Origin of the sequence: Clostridium chromiireducens, from assembly GCF_003575225.1 — a bacterium.
Taxonomy (GTDB): Bacteria; Bacillota; Clostridia; order Clostridiales; family Clostridiaceae; genus Clostridium; species Clostridium chromiireducens.
In genome coordinates this window covers 1,026,666-1,050,815 of the sequence record NZ_QXDJ01000002.1, presented here as the reverse complement: position 1 = coordinate 1,050,815, position 24,150 = coordinate 1,026,666, and the positions used below count along the sequence as shown (strand labels likewise).

Here is a 24,150-nt window from a genome sequence, read left to right as displayed (position 1 = left end):
TTTAAATCAATACATTCTAACCTTATTAAGCTAGTATTTTAGCCTATTTAGTAAGAGCTTCTTGAACTGCAACTGCAACTGCAACAGTCATACCAACCATTGGGTTGTTACCTGCTCCGATTAATCCCATCATTTCAACGTGAGCTGGAACTGATGAAGATCCTGCGAATTGTGCATCTGAGTGCATTCTTCCCATAGTATCAGTCATACCATAAGAAGCTGGACCTGCTCCCATGTTATCTGGGTGAAGAGTTCTTCCTGTACCACCACCTGATGCTACTGAGAAGTATTTCTTACCTTGTTCGATACATTCTTTTTTGTATGTTCCAGCAACTGGATGTTGGAATCTTGTTGGGTTAGTTGAGTTACCAGTGATTGATACGTCAACACCTTCCATATGCATGATTGCAACACCTTCTCTAACGTCGTCAGCACCGTAACATCTTACTTTTGCTCTTTCTCCGTCTGAGTATGCTTTTTCTTTAACTACTTTAACTTCTCCAGTGTAGTAGTCAAATTGAGTTTGAACATATGTGAAACCATTGATTCTTGAAATGATGAATGCAGCATCTTTTCCAAGACCGTTTAAGATAACTCTTAATGGTTCTTTTCTTACTCTGTTAGCTTTTTCAGCTATTTTGATAGCACCTTCAGCAGCAGCGAAACTTTCGTGTCCTGCTAAGAATGCGAAACATTTAGTTTCTTCTCTTAAAAGCATAGCTCCTAAGTTTCCGTGTCCTAGACCAACTTTTCTGTCGTCTGCAACAGATCCTGGGATACAAAATGCTTGTAATCCTTCTCCGATTGCTTCAGCAGCATCAGCAGCTTTAACGCAACCTTTCTTTATTGCTATAGCAGCACCTAAAACGTATGCCCATCCAGCGTTTTCGAATGCGATTGGTTGAGTTTCTTTAGCAATTGTATATGCATCCACTCCAACTTCAGCACAAACTGCCTTTGCATCTTCTAGAGTTTTCATTCCGTATTTTTCTAATACTGGAGTGATTTGGTTAATTCTTCTTTCATAACTTTCAAATAATGCCATTTTAAAAATCCTCCTTTACAAATAATTATTTATGTCTTGGGTCTAATAATTCAACAGCGTCAGCAACTCTTCCATATTGACCTTTAGCAGCTTCTAATGCTTCGTTAGCATCCATACCTTTAGCGATACTTTCCATCATTTTTCCTAAGTTAACAAACTTATATCCAATGATTTCTTTGTCTGCATCAACAGCAACATCAGTAACATAACCTTCTGCCATTTCAAGGTATCTTGGTCCTTTAGCTAAAGTTCCGTACATAGTACCAACTTGAGATCTTAACCCTTTTCCTAAATCTTCAAGACCTGCTCCGATAGGTAGTCCATCTTCTGAGAAAGCAGTTTGAGTTCTTCCATAAACGATTTGTAAGAATAATTCTCTCATAGCTGTGTTTATAGCATCACAAACTAAGTCTGTGTTTAATGCTTCTAATATAGTCTTTCCTGGTAATATTTCTGAAGCCATAGCAGCTGAATGAGTCATTCCTGAACATCCAATTGTTTCAACTAACGCCTCTTGGATAATACCACCTTTAACGTTTAATGTTAATTTACAAGCACCTTGTTGTGGCGCACACCAACCTATTCCGTGAGTTAAACCTGATATATCAGTAACTTCTTTAGATTGAACCCATCTTCCTTCTTGAGGAATTGGCGCAGATCCGTGATTAGGACCTTTAGCAAGTACACACATTTCTTCAACTTCTTTTGAATACATCATATATTTTTGCTCCTCCCTAATTAATAGATAATTACAAATATTAAATCTTATTTCTAAGTCTTAAAATTGCAGTTGGGCATAAAATAACCCAGTGGGGCACTTTTCCCTAATCCTATTCTAGCAAATGATTGGACATGCTACAACCTTTATTTAAAAATTTATGCACATTTATCTACTTTTATTTGAAAATCTACACTAGAAAAGAATAAAAATCTTTTATTAGCTTTAATTAGATAAAATACTGTCTAATATTTTTATTATGTATAAACTAATGGATAATGTATGATTATTTTCCACAAAAAATAAAAAATGAAAAATACCTATTGAAATATCTTTTAAGACGTGATACAATAATTTTTGTCAGTTTACGTGCCGCTGTGATGGAATGGCAGACGTGGTGGACTCAAAATCCTCTGGTAGTGATACCGTGCCGGTTCGAGTCCGGCCAGCGGCACCATTTATTTTGGTTGATTGCTGTATTACTTGGTTTAAATACCTTGTAGTACAGCTTTTTTTATGTGTTTCCCACTTCTGCATTTAATCCTGTTTTTCCCATGCTTTAATCACTCAAACCCACTGATAATGCGTATTATAGAGCTTTGTAATATTTTAATAATAATTCCATATTATCTTAACATTTTCCTTTGGGACATCCATCGATTTTAATTAATTTTGTGCTTATGATTACCACTAAGTGTTAATTTAAACCCTATAAAATTTTAATAAACAGTTCAAAATTATATAAAAAACTATTTATAATAAAAAAATTTCAATAAAGAACATATAACATTAATTGGTTACATGTACATTATTGAAATCGTATTATATTAATTTGTATATTACTTCTTTATTTTAGAGCGTAATTATATGAATAATTAGAAGTTTCCTTTTAACAAATAAACAACATTAGTTAAAATTATTTATCTATCCTATATTTAAATATATTTGTTTTATAACTAAAGACTAATATATGAAATTTAGGCATACTTTTATATCTTGCCACTAATATATTTCTTGTATCATCATTTTCAATATTTTCAAAGTAATCCATAAATGAAATACCAACGATTTTTTCGTTAAAAGAATTATAATATTTTCTAACAAATTCTTGAAATAGCCTTCTATCCTTATTATTTTCTATAACTTTTTTAAACAGATAATCATTATAATTAATTTTTGTTCCCATAAATTCTATATCATCTTGGCTATAATTATAGGTTTTTAGAAAGTCCTTAACTTGTTCTTCAAATACATCCGTGTATATGCAATTTATTAATACTATTTTAACTTTTTTGTCTATAAGCTTTTTCAATTCATCTTTCTTTACACTCTGAATATTTTGTGCCTTTTCGCCATTCAGTAACTTAGTCAGATTTTTTTTAAATTGACTTCCACTTATTGCAATATCATTTACTATAACTAATTGATCTATTTTCTTATCAGTATTGATTAAATTATAATCATCTTTAAAGCGTCGTAAATTAATACTATTTCTATCAAATTCCTCTTTAAACTTTCCTAAAATTATTTGATGTAATCCATTATCATCATTCAATTTTTTAAGTGGAAATATACATGTATTTTCTGTATTTATCTTATTAATTATTTCCTCCTTGAAATTTATCAATTCTTCTTCACTCATATATTTATATCTAGAAATAACTTTTAAAACAACATGAAAATATTTCTGCTCTACGTGTTCTAAGAACTTTCCAATTCTTCTTTTGGCTTCATATTCATCAACATCACTTTGATTTTTTATGACTTCAACTGCTTCTCCATAATATTGACAATTTGAAATTGATGTATTTATCTCATAGTTTTCTTTATCAAACTGTCCGCTTTTATTGTCAATTATTTCTAAAATGCGTATGATAACATCAGGTATTTTAAAGATAGTATTTTCAAATTTGTAAGTATATTGGTAATTTATCAATTCAAAAATATCTCTTTCTTCAAATCTTCTAAATAAATTAGTAGAAGCAACCTCGTAATAATTTAATTCATTTATTTTATATTTACTTCCATTGATTTTAATTGATAATGAGTTCGTAATATCCCTTTCTATTTTAATATTTTCTATTTCCATGAGTGCCTCAATATCTTCTTTCCCTATAATATTTAATATTGCCTTTACCTCATCCTCAAAATACTTATTTACATAATTTATTTCATCATAATTCATATTTTTACCTATGGAATTTTGAATAGTTTTTATTAATTCATATAAGTTATCCTGTTTAATTTCTACATTTCCATATAATATAAATTTCTCAAAATCATTCTTATATAATGAGTTATAATATTTAAGCAACTGAATCTCCTTTGAGTAATTTGTGACTTTCTCATTTATCAGAAATTTTCCAATAGCCTGTAATTTACCTAACTCAATTGAATATATATCTTCCCCATACCTTTCAATGCCTTTTGTAATCTCTTCGTCTAATTTTTCCACATATGACATTTGTTCGTAAGCTTTTACAATTACGCTAGGTACAAAATCAATTTTAAAATTTGATATTTTATAAGTTCTTCCTAAATCATATACCTTATCTTCAATTACAGCATCACATAGTGTATCAAGTAATTGTTTTAAAAAATTACTTTCATTATTTATTATATATTTGTCTTTATCAATTACTAATGCCTTATCAAATTTGCTAACATTAATATAAATTTCTTTATTTTTTCTAGTAAATGCTCCTCGCTCAAATATGTTTACATATTTATTTCTAAATTGTGCAGTATTTTTTATACTTACAGTAAAATTAATCGCTTCAAAATAATTCAAATATTCTAATTTTTGTTTAAAATCTAATAGCTCATCTTCTAAATCTAAAATTGCATATGAATATTTTTCATCTTTATACCAAATTTCTTCTTCAATTTCTGTTTTGTAATTGCTTTTACCTACAGTGTTGTTAATAACATCAGTTGTACTTCTAATCATTAATTTATTGACTTTTTGCAACAATATTCTATTATTCAAATATATATTTTTTAGTGCAACTTTTTCTGACGGAAAATATCTTACCTCTGGTTCTAAGCACCATAATAAAAACTTCAATTTCCTTTCTTCTAATATTTTTCTTATATCGGAAATTTTGGAGCTTTTCATATCAAACAAATAAATTATGAAATAGAAAGCACATTCTTTTTCGATATTAGTAACACCAATCTCATTATTCATTCCAATTTCATTAAACGTACTCATAAGAAAACATACTAAAACATCATCTCTTATGTCTTGTCTAAGTATATTAGAATCATATTTATACCAATCATTATATTTTATATCATATTGATATCCATCAAATTTATCTATCAATCTCTTCCAAATGTCTTTTAATTTACTTTCATTGTCTAGAAACAAGGTCATAACGGCAGTGAAATTATATAAATATTGTAATGAACTTTTATCAAACTCATCCCATCTATATTTAGTTATTGAATATATGGTATTTATTAAAATTTCGTTATTATTTATTGATTTAGAGTTTTCTAATATATTATTGAGGATTTTAATTATTTGTGTTACATCGTTATATCTTTGAAGTCTACTTAAAAAGTTTTCCAATAATTTAGAATTCCATTTAATACTTTTAGTATTAGAAACAATATTAATAAAATTTATAAATACAGTATCTAAATTTAAATTAAATTCGCATTCTACACCTGATAGTAGGATAATCCTATATAACTCTTTTAATTCATATGTATTCAACTCTTCTTTGTTATAGAAATCAATAATCTCTTTTATATGCTCATTAGAAATTGCGTCAAGATGTTTACTTAATTCATTTAAAAAATTTCCTCGTGAAAGTCCACTAATTTGGGAGTAATATTTTTTACTCTCATCATAGTACTTAAAAAATACATTTTTATAAAAATGTTTAAACATACTTCCACGACCTACATCTGTCGATATAATATATTCTATTATCTCATCTTTTTTCAGGCATAAATACTGCTCATCAATTAGATGTGTTAAATAAAATGGCAATTGCTTAACATCAAATTCTTCCTTACTTTTTTTCAACATATCATTAACCATTTCAATAGCTTTATCCACTATTATTTGGGGCGTATTTTCATTTATTCCATCTATAAAATACTTAGTAATATCTTGATTTATAATATCATATTTATATTCTGAAACCTTACCAAATAAACATTTTTCATTAAATTCTAATCCTAATTCACCGATTTTATCACTAATCTTTTTTCTAATTTCTTTAGCTCTTATTTCATCTTGTATAAGAATAACCATATCATCAACATATCTAAAGTAATATTCGAATTCATCATCTAAAAACGAAACAATAAAATTATCAACTTGAGCTAAATATATTTCGGCTAAATATCTAGCATATGCAGGACCTTGTGGAACTCCTTTCATATTTATCTGTGTAGTAACATTCAATAAATATTCACACATGTTTTTATATTCTTTCATCTTACTATCCGGAATATTTGAAATAGCAATTTCCATCAATTCTTTTGGTTTAGAATATAATATTTCTCTTAGTTGTTCTATTTCAATGTTATCGTAAAATCCTTTTAAATCTAATTTTATTATGTAATACTCATCATAACTCTTGCTATATATTTTATCTTGAATTGCTTTAATGTATTTTAACCACAGTTTATTCCAACTAATGAAAATATCACTAACCCTCATATCATTATTTAATCTATAACTATAACTTGAATTTGAACTCATTCCATATAACATTTTGTTTATTTCCTTCATAATAAACGAAGTTAAAACTCTATCTTTTCCTGATAATGAATATAAGGTTCTTTTCTTTTCTTCCTCATTACGTACAAATCTATATGATTCCAATTTAGGATATTCACCAATCTTAATTTTGTTTATATCTTGTAACAAATTTTTATAATTTAGATTGTTTATTTCATCATAAATAAAATTTAAAGGAACTTCATCATTTAGTGCTAAATATGCTTTTTCTGATTTGATTATCCATTCTAATATCTTTTCATCTAAATTGATAACTTTTATATCGACATTGTCTAATAAGTGTATGGCATTTTCTATTTGATTACTTTTACTATACTCACAAGTCATATTATACTTTTTTTCAAGAAATTTTATATTTGGTGGATATAAATTTCCCAACATCAAAAGCTTAGATTTTGTTAATTCTTCGTTATATATTTCTATATCACCAGAAAAGTACTCAATTAAACAATCTATTCCATAATTATCATTTTCGTTTGTCCTTAGTCTTATTAACGTTCCAGCTAAAACTGTTCTATCTAATTCAGTCAAATCTCTGATTTGTTTTTCAAGAATATATCTATATATACTACATCTTTTTAATTGTTCCAATGTTTCTCTAAAGGACTGATTTTCTACCATTGATGCAACATATGGTTGATACTCTACGATTTCTTCAATATCTTTCAATTCTAAATTATCAACTAATGTTTTTATATCATTTTCTTTTGAATTAATAAGTAATAGTAACTGATTTTGCATAATTTCATTATTTAATTCAGATATATTTCTAATTTCATTTATATTCTCAATACAATACGAATAATGATTACTTTTTAAATGATATGATAATGGTATTTTAACCCCTAGTCCTATCTTGTTGTTTTTGCTCGTTCCCGTTTTGGGAAATAAATCTAATGCTATTTCATCTTCTGATTTTTTTATATATTTAAAATTTACATTTTCGTATATATTATTAACTATTTGATAACCTAATTCTTTGCTTATCTCTCTATTAAGAAATACCCACACATGTATTCCTCTATTTCCAGAGTACTCTATTAGGTAATTTATATTTTTGTTTTTTAAAAATTGACATAAAACTTCAACTTCTGAAAATAATTTATTTTTGTATATTTTATCATCTTCAAATCTATAACTTTCATCTAAAACTTTAGATTTTATATCAAAATCAAAACATAACCATCTCAGTTTATTCAAATTTTGTTGGTATGTCATTATTGACATTTTATTTAATAACATATATCTAATTTTATTTGCATCTATACTACTGTATGTTGTATTGTATACAACTTTTCCATCCAATGCTTGTACCTGTTTAGCATACACCTCTCTATTATAAAAGAATTTTTTTAATAAAATACTTCCTACTTCTGAATATACATCCATTTTCTTCTCCTTAACTAATCATCATTTTACAATTACTCCATCTTAAAACTTTGCAGAAAACTAAACTTCCCATTATAGACATTATACGAATCTTAATATTAATCCCAATCTACTTTTTACAAAATAATAAGGATACGCTATATTTTCCATAAATAGCATATCCTTATTATACTACAAATTTTTATTATTTTACCTATATTTCCCTCAATAATATTTCATTATTTCCACAATACATTATACAAATTAAATTTCTAACCACTCTCCATCCCTATCAACCCTATAACCATCTGGCGTAATACAATCATAATACATCTGCCCATGTTCATTAAAAGCATAACATCCACTATCAATCCAAAGCCATAGTGGTTTCTCCTTGCTGCCTTTAACCATTTTGCAATTTGAATCTAGGTAATGCCAACACTTAGTTATTTCATCATAGTACCAATTATCTTGTAAGGCATATCCCTCGGAATCAAAGATATACCACTCTCCGTCAATCTCTTTCAAGCCATTATCTGATGTATAATAATACTTATTTATAGTATCAGTGCAATACCACCAACCGACATCGTTTATATTCCATCCTAGTTTCCACTCTTTATCACTAGAATTATCGACTCCGATTAGTCCGCTAGCAATAGCTCTTGCAATAACTTCTGGATTATAGATATCTGCATCGTTACTATCAGCAAATAAGCACTCCACTAAAATTGCTGGCATTACTGTATTATTAAGAACAATAAGATTTCTTGTTTTCACTCCTCTGTTTGGTAAATTTAAAATACTTGATAATGAATTACTTATTTTAGCTGCATATTGATTAGCTACTTCTGATTTTCCTGTAACGCACACTTCTGGACCAGTCCCTCCCCCTGCGTTAATATGAATTTCTACATATATCTCTACTTCAGAATTCTTTGCGGTTTCATTAGCTTGATTTGCTCTAAGATAACAATCTTCAAATGTATAACTATTACTTTTATCTATCCTAAGTAAATTAACGCCATATCCTTTCTCCTTTAAGTATTCTGCTACTAATGTTCCAATTTCCCTAGCGCAATTACTTTCATCAAGTCTATCAATAACTCCGCATCCAATTTTCCCACTTGCAGTATGACCTGCTGCTACTATAAATTTTCTCATTTTTATACACCTCCACATGGGAAATACCTCTAAAAAAGCGTTTATGTTGCAGCCAATAACTTTTATAGATGCATATTCCCAATTATTTTTTATTTCATATGGGATATATGATATTTTGTCATATATACTAAATATAGAGGTTATTTTTTATAGCCTTCTATATAACCCCGAAGAATATTTATTGATAAATATAGGAGGTCTATATGGATTTTAATTATGTTGAAGAATTAGTTTACAAATGCAAAAGTGGAGATAAATTATCAAAAGAAAAGCTAGCACAAGAATTTAGACCTTTAATAATTAATATTTCTAAAAGAACTTTTATAGATGGTTATGAAATATATGATCTTCATAATGAATGTTATAAATCTCTTTTTAAATGTCTTGAACTATATAATTTAGACAAACATAGATTTGTTGCATATGCTACAAATGCAATTAAAAATAATATGAATGATTTAATTAAAGGAACTTATTGATTTTCTATTCTTTAAAGATAATACAATTCAAACCTATGCTTATATTAAGAATATGTGTTATTCTACTGCTAGTCTTAAGAAGAAGGTCATACTAAAGAAGATCTTTAACCATATAAATCAAATTTACAATAAACCTCAACAAAAAAGACTCTAAGGTTAATTAAGCCTTGGGGTCCTTTTTGTTTATATTTAATTTTCTAGTCAAAGTTAAAACTACTCACTACATTTGTGCTCTCTTCTTTATAAATCTCAACTACTTCATCAATTAATTCACAAACACAGTTAAGATTACAAATCTCACAGCTTTTAATAATTCCCTCAGCCAATAAAGAACAACCTAAACTATCATCATAAGTAGAATTTCTAATAGCCAGAGCCATCTGCTTCTTATCAAATACTTCTCCCTCTTTAGATTTCATTTTGATTTCATCCTTAATCATTTCACAACACACTCCATAGCTTATTAGCAGCTCAAAATTTCTCACTGCTAATATAGATATATGTTTCATTATATTAAATCACATAAAAATTCAAGTCTTTTTGAAGCATGTAGTCTTCAAACCCGCATTATTGGCGCATATTCTTCAGAATATATATTGTTCTCCATATATATGGTAATATTCTCGAGAATAAATATGGCTTAGAATATATATTCTTCACCATATTTATGGTAAACCATACTAGAATATAGCTATTCTAATCATATATCCTAAGTGAAATACTTAAGTAAGGAGATATATTTATGGCAAAGAAGAAAAAATCTGATGTACCTATAAATGATTTTGCTTGTGAAGATGAGCTTGATATATGTGGATTTAGCGATACCCCTGTTCTACTTGGAGAATGTATTTCATCCTTTTCATTTGATGATAGTTCTTCATGTGAAGAGTCTGAAACTAAATCCACTAATCTATCAAAAGAAAATACCATTAATGAGATTAAACCAATAGATAGTAATAACGTAAGTTTAAATTTACTTATTAATTCTAATAGTAGTAATACACATACTTCTTCAATAAAAACTACCTCTAATTCTAGAGATACACTTCCAGACAATAGAAGAGCTCCTATAGTTAATGGATGCGCCCCTCCTGTCGATGGAGAATATTTGGATGTTAAAAGAACCTATATGCTCCGAAGCTCTACTGTTAGAAAATTAAATGAACTAAAAAGTATTCATCCTGATTTGAATACTTATGTAAGCTCTATAGTAGATATGGCTATAGAGCATTATTACAATCATGTAATCAATGGAGGTTCTCAAACATAAGTAAATTTTCTAATACTTCTATTAATTAATTTTTATTTCATTACTATTGTTATAATTTGTTTCTTTTCATATATCCAATATGAGGAGGTGATTAATTATGGAAGTAAATGAATTAATTAATCTTGCAGTTAATAATGGTTTTCCTGTAGCGGTTGCAGTTTACTTGCTTATCCGCTTAGAGAAACAAATTAATGGCCTATCAAGTTCAATTAATAAACTTAATACCATAATATCAACTAAGCTTGGAGTTGTTATAGATACGAATGGATCTAATGATGATTCTCATAAAGTAGCTTAACAAAAGGCAGTGAACATTTGATTTTTTGAATGTTTACTGCCTTTTATACCTTCACTTATTATTTAATTTATTTGTTAACAGTAATTAATTATAATCCTCATTCATTTTGTAAATATATTATTTTATTTTTCTTTACCTAATTTAAAAGAATCGAAGATATTAATACTCTTCAAGCCACTGCAAAGGTACGTTTAATAGAATAGTGCTATAAATATAATTACTTCGCTCATTATTCGTTGAGCTTGAAGTAATTAATATCTTTTAAATTAACTCGCTTTCGTTCAAACAACTGTATTGGATCATCTTCCCAAAAGCAAACTGGACATATATCATAGTTTCCATCTGGTTCTTCATCAAATGTAAAACATCCACAACAGGGGCATTTATATTTGTTTTAGAACCATTATTACTATAAAAGTATTCTTTTAAAATATGCAAAGCATCTTGCATGTTTTTATTGCAAGCCAAGGATGCTTCAATTATTTCATAAGGTGGTTCATCTAAATCAACTATAATTTTATCAAGAAATACACTTAATTCTGTCTTAGAATATATTCCGCATGCTATTGCTATTCTATATATCTCAACTTGCTCTACTAAATCTATGCTATTCTCCCTAATATATGATCTTTGTATCATAAACTTATATCTCTATATTCAAATATTTTATTGGAACATAATCAGTTAGCCATACCTTATTTTCAGATAAATAGAATTTAAAACCATCTTGATACATTTGATGACTGTTAATTTTAAAAATAACTAATTCACCATGTCTCTTCCCCACTTTTGTAGCAGTTTCTATATCTTTAGATAAATGAACGTATTGTCTATTTTGTTTCTTAATTCCTTCTTTACATATACTATCTCTAAATCTAGTTGCAGTTCCATGATATAACACGCGTGGTGGTTCTATTGGTTTTAATTCAAGATTAACCTTGATTAAATGTCCTTGATTTGCTTTAATTTTAGTTTTATCTTCATTAAATGAATATCTTTGTTTATCATCTTCCATAACAATTCTTTCAATGTCTTCAATTGTAACCTTATATCCTCTTTTATTTATTCCCTTAATTAAATCATAAACATTAACACATCCATATTCATCTAATGTTAATCCAATCTCTTCTGGCTTATGTCTTAATACTAAGCTTATAAACTTACTAACTCTCATATCTTCTTTGATTCTCATTACTTTTACCCCTCTAATTATTTTATTCTTGTGCTACTAAATAGCACTCATATACTTTTTTCATATATCTAAGACTAAAGTATTTTTTCTTCAAAACAAATATGGAATTTAAAGGTAATAAAAATTCACACTCGTTTAAATGATCATTTTCATGGTAAAATTCTACATAATCACCTTTTATTCCTTTAGGCAAGTGCAACTTTAATAAGCAGTTATACTTGTGAGTATCTGCAAAATCTCTAAGTAAATCAGGAACCAATGTTGTATCTATAAATGCCTTATCTGTAAATGTATGCCCAACTTTGATTTTTTGCTTTTCAAACAACAGTTTTAATAATTCCATCATTTTTTATCAAGTAAATATTTTACCTGAATTCGTAATCTTTTATTTTCTTTCTTCAAAGATAAAAATCTCCAAATAAAATATATAGCTGCCATAGGTATTATAATAATACTACATATTATTCCAATTGGTATTATCCAAATAATCATAAAATTATGAAGGGATGTTTCTTTTAGATTTTTCCCCTCATACTCTACTCCCGCCTCTTGAAGTTTCGATATCAGTGTTTCATCATTTAGATTAGGAGTATTTAGAATTTTTCCTTTGTATGCTTCATTACCTTCACTTGGTGTTATTATAAGCTCTTCACTTGTTACTTCTACTTTCGAAAGTTGTTTTTCATCTAGTAATCGTATAAATTCATTATAGCTAATTTCCTTAGTAGAGGCAGTGTCTCTAGCATAATTAAATGCTATTGTAATAGGAAATATTAGTAGGAATAAAATGACTATACCTGATATAATCAAATATTTACTTTTACTTGATTGCATATATTTATCTCCTTGTTCTTAATAATTTGAAATTTACTCCATAAATTCATTTTTATAGTGTACTTAATATATTATAACATGTTTTTAAATAAGTTTATTATCTAACCTTAACTAAGATTTCGGGTAATCTAAAGCTTCAATACTAATTCCTCTTTACTCTTAATCTACTTATCATTTTTAAAAAAAAGTTTGAATTATTTATGTGATAACTCAAATCTACCCATATATCCTATATGAAAAGAAAATGAAGGAGGTAAACAAATGGCTGTAACAAAATCAATTCAAACCGTTTCATTAAGTATTGAGGTTCAAAGTGGGACCGATAAGGCTGGCGACGCGATCTATAGCAAGAAGAGTTTTTCTAATGTAAAAACTGATGCTGCTGCTCAAAATATCTATGAGGTTGCTGAAGCTATCAAAGATGTTTTAGGCGCTGATACTAGAGATTACTTCATAAATGAATCTTCTAGTTTAGTTAATGCTTAAGCAGATATCTCAAATCTATGATTTGATGATAGTCGCTTACTCTGTGAGTACTCCTACGACGTTATGAGTAGGAGTTTCCTTAACTCTCAATTCTTAATTCTCAATTAAATTTTTAAAAATGGAGGTAAAATTAAATGGAATTTTCTTTATCTATGACTTTTTTAACTGAAGGTGGCCAAAAAAGCACTTTGAGTATTTCTGGAGTAAAACCTAATCTTACTAAAGATCAAATAAATACTCTTATGAACACTATAATTGCCAAGAATATATTTAAAACAAATTCTGGTGATTTAGTTAAGAAATCAGGTGCACAAGTTACTCAAAGACAAGTTACTAAATTTGATGTAGCTTAAAAATAAGGACTAAAGTAAGATTATATTTTCAATCTTATTTTAGTCATTTAATTTTGTAATAACAAAAATAACCCAACCTATTTTACTGACTTTTTTTGCTATAGACAAAAATGTAGCCAACTAGTGGTTGCTATACAATAAGGGATATATAATGCCCTTTATATTTCCCAGGAAAACCATGTACCTTTTTAATTGATCATCTCTTATTTAAGTCTATAGTTATTCCTAGTATCCTTCTCAATTTCTACTACATAATCTTTGCACATTTCATAGATCCTAGAGCCTATACCTTCATCAAAGAACAATAGTCTATCAACTGAAAATTCACTGCTAATTATTATGGGTAGATAATTAAGATACCTATAATTAATTATTTCAAATACAATATTTATATCACTCTCATTGATTTTCCCTTTAAAGAGGTCATCAATAAGTAGAACTTCACATAGTTGATACTTTGAAATAGTTCTACTATAATACTCTTCATCAATCATATTCTGTTTTACTTTTGTAATTACATCACGATATGGCATATACACTACCTTAATCTTCTGTTTCAGAAAATTTAGTGCAAGGGCAACACTCAGATGAGTTTTGCCACTTCCAACTTGTCCACAAAATAAAATACTATTACGCCTTCCATTCCTAGCTTCATCAAAATCATTATAATAAGCTACTGCAGTATCCTTTGCTCTTTCAGATGCTTCATTCCAAATCTTAAAGTTAGAAAATGTACTATTGCTATGCTCAACATTAATGCCTGAATACTTCCACTCGCTTTTTAGCTTTTCTATTTTTCTACATTCACAACTTACTGCTAGAGGCTGCCTGTTCTCCTGGGGAATTAGCATCCATCCTGTATCACAGCACTTATCACATTTATATGAGGTCTTTTTCTGATCGTTTTCGTTCTTCATCCGTAATGTCTCGTGGTTTCTTTGGCTTGAATCCTGTAAATTCATTTTTATCCGCTGCGTTATTCTTTCCAGAGCCTCTAACCCCATTATCCTTTACCTCCATATCATCTTTGGGATACCCTTCTCTTCTCCAATTTTTAAGTATTCCATTAATATAAGTCATGTTTACTTTATTAACTTCCAAAGCCTTATCCATAGCCATTTTCACATTATTATATCCATGCATATCAATAGCTAGTTTAAGAATCCCTATATTAAGACCACCATGTCTCCCTGTTAAGTTTTCATAGTACGTTAATAGCTTTGCAGCATTTTGACTGCTCATACCATTATTTTTCAAATCATCAGTAAGTTTTAATTCACTGGCATTTTCCTTTTCTAAATCATCATGTGTAGCATTATTATCTGCTGATGTAGCTGAAGAGGTATCGCTATTAGCGTGACTGACTTCTTCAAATTCTGATATGCCACCAGTTATATTTAAACTAGTATTATAATTAGACTTTATTTCTCTCTCACTCTCTATCTTCTTCTTTTTCTTAATCTCTTTCTTTTTCTGTTCAATTACTGTAATGTTACTGTTACAATTATCATCATTACATGTAATGTTACACTCATTATTAATAATGTTTCTATTATCATCCTCGGCAACATTACTATCATTTAAGTTATTTCTAACTTCTTCATTTCCTGAATCAGAAATATTCTTCTCAGCTTGAGCTTCTATATTATGAATTTCTTCATTATTTTCTCTGTCATTTATATGTGCATTACTAATAACTTTATCTTCGTTTTTATTCTCATTATTTTCTTTCTTTTTAGCTCTATGATTAGCAACTCTTTCTTTATTTAGCTGCCTATATCTCTCCATTCCTTCAACATTTTGATGTTTTTCCCAGTTTTTAATTTTAAAAACTTTACCTTCTGTAAATTCTATCATTTCTAATTTTATTAATATTTTAATAGATGCTTTTATTTCACTTATACTTCTATTAAATTCTATTGCTAATGTCTTAACTGTATATGGCATATTATTAGTAATGTATAAATATCCTCCACGATTTACTTTTCCGGTTAAAACAAGAAGCCTTGTCCAAACATACTGATGTAAATCTCTATTATCCATGTTATCCAATATCTTAAGTTTAGTATCATCATACATATTAACCTCAAATTTTACCCATCTAATCTCTCCCATTATTACTACGCTCCCACATATAAAATTTTTTAAACTTTGCAAGACCTTTAAAAGATGGGTTCACCCCTATTACCTTACAGGTAAACACATAGTACTCAAATATTATTAAATTCAATATTTATCCCTCATTCACTATGATACTTAACTTATACACGCAAAGTAACTAAAACTACCGCAACTATATCAATCTAATTCTTTCTTTGTTATTTTATTAGTATCCCCTTATGCTCTTGAACCTTTTGTCCTTTGTTCCAATCATAATAAATACATTGTTCAACTTGTTTAACTGGAAAGTTTTCTCCTAACATTTCAATACACACTTTTGTATCTCTAGGCACATTTTTTAATATTTCTATTAAGTCATTTGCTGTTAATCCATCAAATTTTCTTATCATCAAAATCCCCCTCACTCTATAAAACTTCTCCTATATGTTCTTCTAAGAACTGATCAAGTTTTGAAATAATAATTCTAATATCTCTTCCTATTCTGAGGACTGGTGCTCCTTGAATATGGGTTATTCTTCTAGCGTTTGCCTCAGAAACATCTAATAATATTGCCAATTCTTTAGTATTTATTGTTTTCTTATATCCATTTACATCCCCCTATAATTAGTCGATTCTAGCAACAATATCATTTGTAAATATTCTAAATGTTATCGTTTAAATAAATGACGTGTTTTAGCTATCAATGCTAAAAAATTTTAATCACAATTTCTCATAATCATTATTTAATAAATCAGTCTTCATCTAATAGTAATTCTTTTACTTCAACATTTAGTGCTTTTGCTATTAATCCAATACTTTTAGGTGATGGTTTTACATACCCATTAATGATCTTTGAAACTGTTGCCCTGCCAAGGCCTGTTTTCTCTACTAATCCATTAACTGATAAGCATTCATTAGCCTGTGCAATTCTAATTTTGTTAACATCTATATTCATTTTACCTCCTTCACACATTTGTATGAATTTTCCATATTTAAATTATATGAATTCATTTGTATGAAGTCAATATCTTTTTGAATATTTTTACATTTTTTTGTTTACATCTGTGTGAAATATTTGTAAAATGTTTCTAAGGAGTGATACTAATGACATTAGGTGAAAAAATCAAATTTTATAGGCGTAAATTAAACCTTTCCCAAGAAGAACTTGCAAATAAATGTAAACTATCTAGAAATGCAATTTACAATTATGAAAATAATAAAAGAACTCCAACTATATCAATATTAGAGGCAATAGCTGAAAGCTTAAACCAGTCTACTTCTGACTTATTAGATGATGATGATAATACAAATTTCTATTCTAATAAATTAAGACTCAGTAAAGCTATTGATAAGGATATAGAAAATACAATTAATGCTGACGAAACAAAAATTGTAGATTACGAACTAGAAATGAATGAATTATATAAGAAATATTTCTTTGACTTATTTAACTGGAAGACTATAAATATGAAGAATCATGATTATTTTAAATTCATTTTATCAATATGTCCTCTGCATGAAGTTGATCATTTAACCGAGGAAGATATAAATGAATTATCAATTCTATTCAATAGATTTCTGAATCTAAAATTTCATGAAAGAAATTGTCTCAATGAACATGAGCATATTGATCATGGTAGTTCAAAACAATATGAGAAGAATAATTTCTTAGCAACAACCACAAAATAACATCATAGGATTTTAGTTACGAAAACTATAGTTCCAATTTTATATAAATACTATTTGCGAGTAGGTGTGAAAGAGTTATGGCAAAGAGGTCAAATGGAGAGGGTTCAGCAAAATGGGTTACTGGAAATGGTAAAAAATATTGGTGCATAATGCTAACCACTGGGTATGATCCATTAACAGGAACACAAAAGAGAAAAGCAATTTATTGAAAAACTCAAAAAGAAGATAAAGCTAAATTAAAAGAATTCCAGGAGAATTTTGTAAGTAATAGTGATAATTCAACTCTTGGGAATTTTTATTATGATTGGTTATGGAATATTAAAAGGCCATCACTAAAGGATTCTACCTTTGAAAAGTGGGAAGAAATCTATAGAAGAAAAAGAAAATTATATTTCAGAAGACGATCAAAAACGATTTATAGCAGCTCTAGAAGGCGATCCACTTGAAGGAATTATTTTATTAGGTTTAATGTGTGGGGTTAGACTAGGAGAAGCAATGGCTTTACAAGTAAAAGATATAGACTTTAACCATATGACTATTAAAATAAAAAAGTCAGTTAAATATGTCTGGACTGGTGAAAGAGATAAAGATGGCAAAAAAATATATGCTAATAAAGTTACTATCCCTAAAACTAAGACTAGTATTAGAGAGGTACCTCTTCCAAGTATGCTTAAGCCAATAATTAAGAATATAATGAAAAAGAACATGGAACATAAATTAAAATATGGTGAATTATATTGTGATAATAATCTAATATTCTGCAAAGAAAATGGTGACTATATAGATAATAAGAATCCTAACAGACATTTAAAATCTGCATTAAAAAAGGCAGGTATTAAGACCGATATACACTACCATAGTTTGAGACACATATTTATAACCAACTGCTTAAGTAAAGATATTAACCCTCGTACTGCAATGGATTGGGTTGGTCATACTGATATTAAAATGACTATGCTTGTTTATGCTGAGATAAATAAAGAAAAGAATAAGACGGAATATGAGAAGATTAATTGCATGTTTGATTAGAGCTAGGCTGATAGCCTAGCTTATTTTTAGCCCTATAAAAAGATCATTAAGGTATTCTAATTAAAATAATCTATTTTAAAATAGTGCAGCTCCATTTAGGAATTATGTCTCTTCTCCATTTAATAGCTCCATCACAAATATATGCTACATGTTTAAATCTATCTGTATTATCATACAGATTTATTTCATTACACAAATCCAGCACTTCTTTCAAATTATCTAGTGACTCATAATATCTTCTTTCAATAGCTTCAGCTGGAATTCCATGTCCACCTTTTAATACTCTACTTCTAACCCTTTCTTTTGCAATTTCAGGGCTATCAACTCCAATATAATTTATAACTACATGGAAACCTTTTCCACTTGCTTTCTCTATATTTTTAATAATACTTTTACCTGAAAGAGTAGTTTCTTGATTAAATGATATATCATTTTTTATATAATGATTTATAAGCTTTACAGCTTCTCTTGCACATTTGATTTGAAGATTATTATCTTTCCATGAACCTACTCTTGCTACCATCTCATCTGTATTTATTCTTTTTTCATCCTTATTTCTTTCATAATAAATAGACTCATATATTGATGTTTTTCCAGCTCCATTTACACCTGCAAATATAGTATAAGTAGCCATTAATTTTTACCTATTACTCTTTCTTGTTCCTTTTGTAGTACTATCTCAGATAAAGTAATATAAAAATCTTGTTCTTCCTTTGTTTTTGCTTTTTTAAATAATTCCTTTAAATCTGCATATGAATATTTTAAAAATTGATCATATAAATTATTTTTTTCATTAATCTTTTCCATAGAACTCCCTCCGATAAATAATACTCTATATTATATTTATATTATAGACTAACTAATTATCAATATAAACAATTTTTATGTACTTCTATTCTTAAAATAAAAACAAGTAGATTATAAATTCATTTATTATTAAAGATAATAAATTATATACTATAAATATCAAAAATTTGAATTTTAATCAATTCACAACAATTCGATCATCTTTAAAATTTGCAACAATAATTAGTAAAAATCAAAATTGCTTGTACACGGCCCAACCCTGATAACAAGAGGCTTTCAAACTTTAGTAGAAATTAGTAAAATGCCTATTTTATGAATCCGGCCATCGGCACCATTTATTTTTGTGGATTGCTGTATTACTTGGTTTAGATGCCTTGTAGTGCAGCTTTTTTTATGTGTTTCCCACTTCTACAAAAAATCTTTATTTCACCATCATTCAACTTTCTAAACCCAGTAATTATGCCATTTATAGCACTTTGTAATATTTATCCTGCAAATCTATATTTTCTTAATATTTTCCTTTTTCGCATAAAATAATATTGGGAATAATACAAAATTCTCTTTAGCTCTTTGTATTGCCTTGTGTAATTTTTCTTGTAATAATTCCTTAGGTGGCAGCTGAGTTAAATATTGACCAACATGTATTCCACTCTTATCTACCTCAAGTAAAAATCTCTTTTTAAGTTATCTTCAATTGTTATCAACTTTAATAAATGAGACCATGTTAATTTTACAGACAGTGTCTGTAAAATTTCAAACTCTTAAATCGCATCATACAATCTAACCATATTAATTTGACAACTTCACCACATAATTCCACATCTGCGCCCCCAATAATACTCTTTTATAATCACCAAACTTATATTACTTCTAACCTACAATATGTAGTGTATTTCATCACCTCGTAATTTTATCTAAAAATGTTGGATTCATTGTTAGATACCCACGTTCATTTTTGCAAATATCAGCCCAATCAAGTACTGCACAAATAACAAAACCAGGACCAAATGCGGTTTCTCCTTCTTTTACTCCATGTACTTTATTAGCAATATATCCTTCAACAGAATTTATAGGAAGATCATCACTTCCAAGCTTTGCACCCGAACGTGCTTTACCCTTTACAGCTTTACCACCGTTATTTAGCACAACCTCTACTGCCGCATCAAACACTTGCCAAATAAGCTGATTTGCTGGAGGTATTTTTGGTGATACAAGCCCTTTACCATTTTCATCAAACCAAATAGCACAGCTATCTCCTTGATAAAGTTTAATAATTGCTCTACCAGTATTATCATTAAGTTTCTCTTTTATTGTTTTAACAACTATACTGTCAGTATCATTAATATCAACATGTGCTACTTTACTCAGTGAAAAATCCAGCTTTTCTTCACCTTTAGACTGTACCAATTCCAATTTTTCAAGTATATCAACTAATCTCTTTTTAGTTGCTGGATAAGACATATCCTTTTCATTCTGAACAGCTTTAAAATTTCCCTGATGTTTTAGGAAACACTCTATAAATTCTCTTTCATCAATAGATAAATAATCAAATTTACTTAGAGGGAAATCACCGCTAAGTTCCATCTCACAGTTATCACAGCTTAATCGAGTTGCTACTAATTTTTCTTTACATCTTGGACATTCAGAAACAGAATCTCGGTTCATTTTTCCACCCCTATTCTTTTACCAAAATTATACAGCAGCATTTATACCTAGTCAATATAGTTATAAATATTATTAAACACTACTTTTAAAAAATAAAAAAGTAATGTCAATGACTCCACATCCAACACTCCTACTTGCAGTGTGACCTACTGCTATAATAAATTTTTTCATTTTCATACACCTCCACATGAGATATACACTTCTAAAAGAGTAGCTATGCTACAATACGGAACTTTTCTGCAACCAAGAACTTTTAAATAAAAAACTTCTATAGATTCATAATCCCAATTATTTTTTATTTCATATGTGATATATGAAATTTCATCATATATACTAAATATAGAGGTTATTTTTAAGGCCTGCTATGTAATCCAAAAGAATATTTATTAATGAATATGGAGGGCAGTATGGATTTTAATTACGTTGAAGAATTAGTTTACAGAGGTAAAAATGGCGATCAGTTATCAAAAGAGAAACTAGCATTAGAATTTAAACCTTTAATAATTAACATTTCTAAAAGAACTTTTATAGATGGTTATGAAATTTATGATTTGCATAATGAATGTTATAAATCTCTTTTTAAATGCCTTAAACTATATAATTTAGAAAAGCATAGTTTTGTTGCTTATGCTACAAATGCTATTAAAAATAATATGAATGACCTGATTAAGAGAACTAAAACTAAAAGTTCCACTGATGGAAATGATGCTTTAAGCTTACATGATGATGTTGAAAAAGATTTACCATCTAATGATATTGACTTTGAATATTTACTTTGCAATGAATGTGATTATATTGATTTAAGATTCGCACTTAATAATTTAACTGAAGAAGAAAAGGAACTTATTGATTTTATATTTTTTAAAGATAATACAATTCAAACCTATGCTTATATCAAGAATATGGCCTATTCCACCGCAAGTCTTAAAAAGAAAGTTACATTAAAGAAGCTTTTTTGCTATATAAATCAAATTAATAATAATCCCCAGATTAAAGGACTCCAAGGTTAGTTAAGCCTTGGAGTCCTTTTTGCCTATATTTAATTTTCTAATCAAAGTTAAAAGTACTTACTACATTTGTGCTCTCTGCTAATATGGATATATGTTTTATTATATTAAATCACATAAAAATGCAAAGCTTTTTAAGCCTACAACCTCAAAACCCGCATTATTGGCGCATATTCTTCAGAATATATATTGTTCTCCATATATATGGTACTATTCTTAAGAATAAATATGGCTTAGAATATATATTCCTTACCATATTTATGGCAAACCATACTAGAATATATCTATTTTAGTCATGTATCTTAAAAGAAAATATCATTAATGAAATTAAATCTACAGATAATACAAACGTAAATTTAAACTCACATACTAATCCTAACAGTAAGAGTACAAATACATCTTCAATAAAAACTACTTCTAATTCTATAGACACACTTCCAGACAATAGAAGAGCTCCTATAGTTAATGGATGTGCTCCTCCTATTGACGGAGAATATTTGGACGTTAAAAGAACCTACATGCTCAGAAGCTCTACTGTTAGAAAATTATTTTTCTCCAATAGAATATGCAACAAACATTGTAACAGATATTCCTTCTCTTCCTTTTATTTCTTTAAGTTTTGAGAAAACTTCTTCTTTTAATTCTTCTATTTTGTCTTTTTGAATTTTTTCTAATACTTTTACATAACCATGAGTCCAAAGCTTATCCCACCATTCTTGCTCATTCCTATATATAAAAGTTTTTTCTTCACTTACAATCTGTATGTTTTTAAATCCAGCTTGTTCTAAAGCTTCATGCACGCCTTCTTCTGTATCAAATTCTGGATCATTATCATCCTTTTTATGCTCTTCAGAAGGAGGTAAATATTTTTGAATTAGCTCATCAAACCATATAAATTTCTCATCTTTCTTCCTAAGAAATGTCGTAAATGAAAATCTTCCTCCATTTTTTAATACTCTCTTAAACTCACTAAATGCTTTTAAGTTACATTCCTTTTTCTTTCTACACTACTATTTTCCATTAGCTCTCCCCTCTAAGTCTATATAAATATTCGTGGAGTTTTTTTAATTTTATTTTTTTCCGCTAACATTTTAGATACAATAAACTTTGGTCTATAGATAATTTTCCTTGCACTTTTAGGACACCTCTTCACACAACAAAAACAGCGGATACATTTGTTATTATCTATCTTCAAAGTATCTTTTTCAATTATATTCATTGGACATAATTTTACGCACACACCACAATGGTTACATATATTCATATCAGCTACTGGTGTTTTGGTAAATATCCTAGCACTATTTTTAGGTAAAATTTTCGCCATTAGAGGCAATTTTCCCTCTGGAATTTTTAGTATCATATTATTTGGATTCTCTACTTTTTTCATTTTTTCTAATATGCTTCTTCCAAAAGATTCAGCTATGCTTAAATCATAATAATCAGGCCTACCTTCTTGCACTGGTACTTCTCTTGTAGAAAATGAATGCTCTCCGATAAATGAAGCTGCTGCTACTACACTAAATCCTGAATTTTTAGCTATATCATTCAGTTCATTTAACGCTATACCTTCTCCAAAATTCCCGTAGACTGCAATAAGCACTACTGGCTTTCCGTTCCCTTCTAAGCTAACTAAGAACTCATGTAACATTTCAGGAATTTTTTCTTCATAAACAGGCACACCAATTATTACTATATCTCCCTCAATTGCTGGAGATAAATCATTCCTAATACTAGGCTTAGTCATATCTATTGTTGTATTACTACTAATACACATACCTTTTAAAATAGAGCTGATAACTTTCTTGGTTGTTCCTGTTGGCGAAAAATATATACTTGTTGCCGAATTAAGTTTCATAATTGCATACCTCTATCATTTTAAATTGC

27 protein-coding genes, 1 tRNA gene and 2 pseudogenes are annotated in these 24,150 nt (G+C 28.4%); 10 read left to right on the top strand and 20 right to left on the bottom strand.

All coding sequences use genetic code 11. The features are described from left to right. Positions 1–43: 43 nt before the first annotated feature. Together D2A34_RS10215 and D2A34_RS10210 are read right to left on the bottom strand one after the other, a co-directional pair. On the bottom strand, positions 44–1,045 hold the full coding sequence (locus D2A34_RS10215; RefSeq protein WP_079441823.1) for a GGGtGRT protein: 1,002 nt from the start codon (positions 1,043–1,045) through the stop codon (positions 44–46). Positions 1,046–1,070: 25 nt separating this feature from the next. Beyond that, positions 1,071–1,763, bottom strand: a complete 693-nt coding sequence (locus D2A34_RS10210) for an iron-sulfur cluster assembly scaffold protein (RefSeq protein ID WP_079441824.1) — start codon at positions 1,761–1,763, stop codon at positions 1,071–1,073. A 371-nt stretch (positions 1,764–2,134) separates the two neighbouring features. Between D2A34_RS10210 and D2A34_RS10205 the strand changes: the two genes are divergently transcribed. Beyond that, a tRNA-Leu gene (locus D2A34_RS10205) sits at positions 2,135–2,220 on the top strand. Between the two features lie 459 nt (positions 2,221–2,679). Here the strand turns inward: D2A34_RS10205 and D2A34_RS10200 are convergent. Beyond that, positions 2,680–7,914, bottom strand: coding sequence for an RNA-directed DNA polymerase (locus tag D2A34_RS10200; protein WP_119366555.1), 5,235 nt, complete (start codon positions 7,912–7,914; stop codon positions 2,680–2,682). Between the two features lie 243 nt (positions 7,915–8,157). Continuing rightward, on the bottom strand, positions 8,158–9,057 hold the full coding sequence (locus D2A34_RS10195; protein WP_119366554.1) for an N-acetylmuramoyl-L-alanine amidase: 900 nt from the start codon (positions 9,055–9,057) through the stop codon (positions 8,158–8,160). A gap of 203 nt (positions 9,058–9,260) precedes the next feature. Between D2A34_RS10195 and D2A34_RS10190 the strand changes: the two are divergent. Further along, positions 9,261–9,690, top strand: a pseudogene (locus tag D2A34_RS10190) (sigma factor). A gap of 43 nt (positions 9,691–9,733) precedes the next feature. Here D2A34_RS10190 and D2A34_RS10185 read toward each other — a convergent pair. Beyond that, positions 9,734–9,976: a hypothetical protein gene (locus D2A34_RS10185; RefSeq protein ID WP_119366676.1), complete on the bottom strand. Its 243-nt coding sequence runs from the start codon at positions 9,974–9,976 to the stop codon at positions 9,734–9,736. A gap of 302 nt (positions 9,977–10,278) precedes the next feature. On the opposite strand from D2A34_RS10185, the gene D2A34_RS10180 reads away from it, so the two are divergent. Beyond that, positions 10,279–10,806 (top strand): hypothetical protein, encoded by a 528-nt coding sequence (locus D2A34_RS10180; protein ID WP_119366553.1) that lies wholly within the window; start codon positions 10,279–10,281, stop codon positions 10,804–10,806. Positions 10,807–10,903: 97 nt separating this feature from the next. Then, a complete protein-coding gene (locus D2A34_RS10175; RefSeq protein ID WP_119366552.1) occupies positions 10,904–11,104 on the top strand; it encodes a YvrJ family protein in 201 nt (66 codons plus the stop codon). Positions 11,105–11,333: 229 nt separating this feature from the next. Here the strand turns inward: D2A34_RS10175 and D2A34_RS27705 are convergent. The 4 genes and pseudogenes from D2A34_RS27705 to D2A34_RS10155 form a co-directional block, all read right to left on the bottom strand. Further along, positions 11,334–11,441 (bottom strand): annotated as a pseudogene (locus tag D2A34_RS27705) (CPCC family cysteine-rich protein); the annotation flags it as partial. Between the two features lie 306 nt (positions 11,442–11,747). Beyond that, the gene (locus D2A34_RS10165) at positions 11,748–12,296 is read right to left on the bottom strand and encodes an RNA 2'-phosphotransferase (RefSeq protein ID WP_119366551.1); all 549 of its coding nucleotides are present in this window, start codon (positions 12,294–12,296) and stop codon (positions 11,748–11,750) included. 22 nt (positions 12,297–12,318) lie between these two features. Beyond that, the gene (locus tag D2A34_RS10160; protein WP_119366550.1) at positions 12,319–12,642 is read right to left on the bottom strand and encodes an ADP-ribosyltransferase; all 324 of its coding nucleotides are present in this window, start codon (positions 12,640–12,642) and stop codon (positions 12,319–12,321) included. Continuing rightward, positions 12,639–13,130, bottom strand: a complete 492-nt coding sequence (locus tag D2A34_RS10155) for an ATP-dependent metallopeptidase FtsH/Yme1/Tma family protein (RefSeq protein ID WP_119366549.1) — start codon at positions 13,128–13,130, stop codon at positions 12,639–12,641. Before D2A34_RS10155 ends, D2A34_RS10160 begins: the two co-directional genes overlap by 4 nt. A 261-nt stretch (positions 13,131–13,391) precedes the next feature. On the opposite strand from D2A34_RS10155, the gene D2A34_RS10150 reads away from it, so the two are divergent. Together D2A34_RS10150 and D2A34_RS10145 are read left to right on the top strand one after the other, a co-directional pair. After that, positions 13,392–13,616 (top strand): DUF1659 domain-containing protein, encoded by a 225-nt coding sequence (locus D2A34_RS10150; protein ID WP_079441697.1) that lies wholly within the window; start codon positions 13,392–13,394, stop codon positions 13,614–13,616. 134 nt (positions 13,617–13,750) lie between these two features. Then, complete coding sequence (locus D2A34_RS10145) at positions 13,751–13,969, top strand: DUF2922 domain-containing protein (RefSeq protein WP_079441698.1); 219 nt, start codon at positions 13,751–13,753, stop codon at positions 13,967–13,969. A 203-nt stretch (positions 13,970–14,172) separates the two neighbouring features. Here the strand turns inward: D2A34_RS10145 and D2A34_RS10140 are convergent, their stop codons facing one another. The 5 genes from D2A34_RS10140 to D2A34_RS10120 form a co-directional block, all read right to left on the bottom strand. Beyond that, positions 14,173–14,820, bottom strand: a complete 648-nt coding sequence (locus tag D2A34_RS10140) for an ATP-binding protein (protein ID WP_119366674.1) — start codon at positions 14,818–14,820, stop codon at positions 14,173–14,175. Positions 14,821–14,848: 28 nt separating this feature from the next. Further along, positions 14,849–16,084, bottom strand: coding sequence for a phage replisome organizer N-terminal domain-containing protein (locus D2A34_RS10135; RefSeq protein ID WP_243128313.1), 1,236 nt, complete (start codon positions 16,082–16,084; stop codon positions 14,849–14,851). A gap of 203 nt (positions 16,085–16,287) precedes the next feature. Further along, the gene (locus D2A34_RS10130; protein WP_079441700.1) at positions 16,288–16,479 is read right to left on the bottom strand and encodes a hypothetical protein; all 192 of its coding nucleotides are present in this window, start codon (positions 16,477–16,479) and stop codon (positions 16,288–16,290) included. A gap of 16 nt (positions 16,480–16,495) precedes the next feature. After that, on the bottom strand, positions 16,496–16,645 hold the full coding sequence (locus D2A34_RS10125) for a DNA-binding protein (protein ID WP_243128312.1): 150 nt from the start codon (positions 16,643–16,645) through the stop codon (positions 16,496–16,498). A 175-nt stretch (positions 16,646–16,820) separates the two neighbouring features. Continuing rightward, positions 16,821–17,024 (bottom strand): helix-turn-helix domain-containing protein, encoded by a 204-nt coding sequence (locus D2A34_RS10120; RefSeq protein ID WP_079441702.1) that lies wholly within the window; start codon positions 17,022–17,024, stop codon positions 16,821–16,823. Between the two features lie 149 nt (positions 17,025–17,173). Here D2A34_RS10120 and D2A34_RS10115 point away from each other — a divergent pair, with 149 nt between their 5' ends. The 3 genes from D2A34_RS10115 to D2A34_RS10110 all read left to right on the top strand — a co-directional run bounded on the left by D2A34_RS10115 (position 17,174) and on the right by D2A34_RS10110 (position 18,787). Beyond that, entirely contained in the window at positions 17,174–17,758 is a 585-nt protein-coding gene (locus D2A34_RS10115) for a helix-turn-helix domain-containing protein (protein WP_079441703.1), read from the top strand. Positions 17,759–17,835: 77 nt separating this feature from the next. Then, positions 17,836–17,967, top strand: coding sequence for a hypothetical protein (locus tag D2A34_RS27415; protein ID WP_278337019.1), 132 nt, complete (start codon positions 17,836–17,838; stop codon positions 17,965–17,967). 139 nt (positions 17,968–18,106) lie between these two features. Beyond that, positions 18,107–18,787 carry a tyrosine-type recombinase/integrase gene (locus tag D2A34_RS10110; protein ID WP_243128311.1) on the top strand — a complete coding sequence of 227 codons (681 nt, stop codon included), beginning with the start codon at positions 18,107–18,109 and terminating at the stop codon, positions 18,785–18,787. Between the two features lie 70 nt (positions 18,788–18,857). On the opposite strand, the gene D2A34_RS10105 is transcribed toward D2A34_RS10110, so the two are convergent. From D2A34_RS10105 to D2A34_RS10090, 3 genes are all read right to left on the bottom strand, one after another. Continuing rightward, positions 18,858–19,421 carry an ATPase gene (locus tag D2A34_RS10105; RefSeq protein ID WP_079441704.1) on the bottom strand — a complete coding sequence of 188 codons (564 nt, stop codon included), beginning with the start codon at positions 19,419–19,421 and terminating at the stop codon, positions 18,858–18,860. Then, complete coding sequence (locus tag D2A34_RS10100) at positions 19,421–19,594, bottom strand: hypothetical protein (protein ID WP_119366547.1); 174 nt, start codon at positions 19,592–19,594, stop codon at positions 19,421–19,423. Before D2A34_RS10100 ends, D2A34_RS10105 begins: the two co-directional genes overlap by 1 nt. Positions 19,595–20,491: 897 nt before the next feature. Then, positions 20,492–21,259, bottom strand: coding sequence for a DUF2089 family protein (locus tag D2A34_RS10090; protein ID WP_119366546.1), 768 nt, complete (start codon positions 21,257–21,259; stop codon positions 20,492–20,494). 407 nt (positions 21,260–21,666) lie between these two features. Between D2A34_RS10090 and D2A34_RS10085 the strand changes: the two genes are divergently transcribed. Next, positions 21,667–22,269 carry a sigma-70 family RNA polymerase sigma factor gene (locus D2A34_RS10085; RefSeq protein WP_119366545.1) on the top strand — a complete coding sequence of 201 codons (603 nt, stop codon included), beginning with the start codon at positions 21,667–21,669 and terminating at the stop codon, positions 22,267–22,269. A gap of 286 nt (positions 22,270–22,555) precedes the next feature. Here the strand turns inward: D2A34_RS10085 and D2A34_RS26660 are convergent, their stop codons facing one another. The 3 genes from D2A34_RS26660 to D2A34_RS10080 form a co-directional block, all read right to left on the bottom strand. Further along, positions 22,556–22,711 (bottom strand): hypothetical protein, encoded by a 156-nt coding sequence (locus tag D2A34_RS26660; RefSeq protein WP_182629350.1) that lies wholly within the window; start codon positions 22,709–22,711, stop codon positions 22,556–22,558. A 100-nt stretch (positions 22,712–22,811) separates the two neighbouring features. Further along, positions 22,812–23,066, bottom strand: coding sequence for a hypothetical protein (locus tag D2A34_RS26475; protein ID WP_147357739.1), 255 nt, complete (start codon positions 23,064–23,066; stop codon positions 22,812–22,814). Between the two features lie 239 nt (positions 23,067–23,305). Further along, positions 23,306–24,121 carry an EFR1 family ferrodoxin gene (locus D2A34_RS10080; RefSeq protein WP_119366544.1) on the bottom strand — a complete coding sequence of 272 codons (816 nt, stop codon included), beginning with the start codon at positions 24,119–24,121 and terminating at the stop codon, positions 23,306–23,308. Between the last annotated feature and the right edge of the window lie 29 nt (positions 24,122–24,150).

Excerpts from the sequence above, each read along its gene's own strand:
- D2A34_RS10215 (WP_079441823.1), bottom strand. The coding sequence starts at position 1,045 with ATGGCATTATTTGAAAGTTATGAAAGAAGAATTAACCAAATCACTCCA.
- D2A34_RS10210 (WP_079441824.1), bottom strand. The coding sequence starts at position 1,763 with ATGATGTATTCAAAAGAAGTTGAAGAAATGTGTGTACTTGCTAAAGGT.
- D2A34_RS10200 (WP_119366555.1), bottom strand. The coding sequence starts at position 7,914 with ATGGATGTATATTCAGAAGTAGGAAGTATTTTATTAAAAAAATTCTTT.
- D2A34_RS10195 (WP_119366554.1), bottom strand. The coding sequence starts at position 9,057 with ATGAGAAAATTTATAGTAGCAGCAGGTCATACTGCAAGTGGGAAAATT.
- D2A34_RS10185 (WP_119366676.1), bottom strand. The coding sequence starts at position 9,976 with ATGATTAAGGATGAAATCAAAATGAAATCTAAAGAGGGAGAAGTATTT.
- D2A34_RS10180 (WP_119366553.1), top strand. The coding sequence starts at position 10,279 with ATGGCAAAGAAGAAAAAATCTGATGTACCTATAAATGATTTTGCTTGT.
- D2A34_RS10175 (WP_119366552.1), top strand. The coding sequence starts at position 10,904 with ATGGAAGTAAATGAATTAATTAATCTTGCAGTTAATAATGGTTTTCCT.
- D2A34_RS10165 (WP_119366551.1), bottom strand. The coding sequence starts at position 12,296 with ATGAGAATCAAAGAAGATATGAGAGTTAGTAAGTTTATAAGCTTAGTA.
- D2A34_RS10160 (WP_119366550.1), bottom strand. The coding sequence starts at position 12,642 with ATGATGGAATTATTAAAACTGTTGTTTGAAAAGCAAAAAATCAAAGTT.
- D2A34_RS10155 (WP_119366549.1), bottom strand. The coding sequence starts at position 13,130 with ATGCAATCAAGTAAAAGTAAATATTTGATTATATCAGGTATAGTCATT.
- D2A34_RS10150 (WP_079441697.1), top strand. The coding sequence starts at position 13,392 with ATGGCTGTAACAAAATCAATTCAAACCGTTTCATTAAGTATTGAGGTT.
- D2A34_RS10145 (WP_079441698.1), top strand. The coding sequence starts at position 13,751 with ATGGAATTTTCTTTATCTATGACTTTTTTAACTGAAGGTGGCCAAAAA.
- D2A34_RS10140 (WP_119366674.1), bottom strand. The coding sequence starts at position 14,820 with ATGCTAATTCCCCAGGAGAACAGGCAGCCTCTAGCAGTAAGTTGTGAA.
- D2A34_RS10135 (WP_243128313.1), bottom strand. The coding sequence starts at position 16,084 with ATGGGAGAGATTAGATGGGTAAAATTTGAGGTTAATATGTATGATGAT.
- D2A34_RS10130 (WP_079441700.1), bottom strand. The coding sequence starts at position 16,479 with ATGATAAGAAAATTTGATGGATTAACAGCAAATGACTTAATAGAAATA.
- D2A34_RS10120 (WP_079441702.1), bottom strand. The coding sequence starts at position 17,024 with ATGAATATAGATGTTAACAAAATTAGAATTGCACAGGCTAATGAATGC.
- D2A34_RS10115 (WP_079441703.1), top strand. The coding sequence starts at position 17,174 with ATGACATTAGGTGAAAAAATCAAATTTTATAGGCGTAAATTAAACCTT.
- D2A34_RS27415 (WP_278337019.1), top strand. The coding sequence starts at position 17,836 with ATGGCAAAGAGGTCAAATGGAGAGGGTTCAGCAAAATGGGTTACTGGA.
- D2A34_RS10105 (WP_079441704.1), bottom strand. The coding sequence starts at position 19,421 with ATGGCTACTTATACTATATTTGCAGGTGTAAATGGAGCTGGAAAAACA.
- D2A34_RS10100 (WP_119366547.1), bottom strand. The coding sequence starts at position 19,594 with ATGGAAAAGATTAATGAAAAAAATAATTTATATGATCAATTTTTAAAA.
- D2A34_RS10090 (WP_119366546.1), bottom strand. The coding sequence starts at position 21,259 with ATGAACCGAGATTCTGTTTCTGAATGTCCAAGATGTAAAGAAAAATTA.
- D2A34_RS10085 (WP_119366545.1), top strand. The coding sequence starts at position 21,667 with ATGGATTTTAATTACGTTGAAGAATTAGTTTACAGAGGTAAAAATGGC.
- D2A34_RS10080 (WP_119366544.1), bottom strand. The coding sequence starts at position 24,121 with ATGAAACTTAATTCGGCAACAAGTATATATTTTTCGCCAACAGGAACA.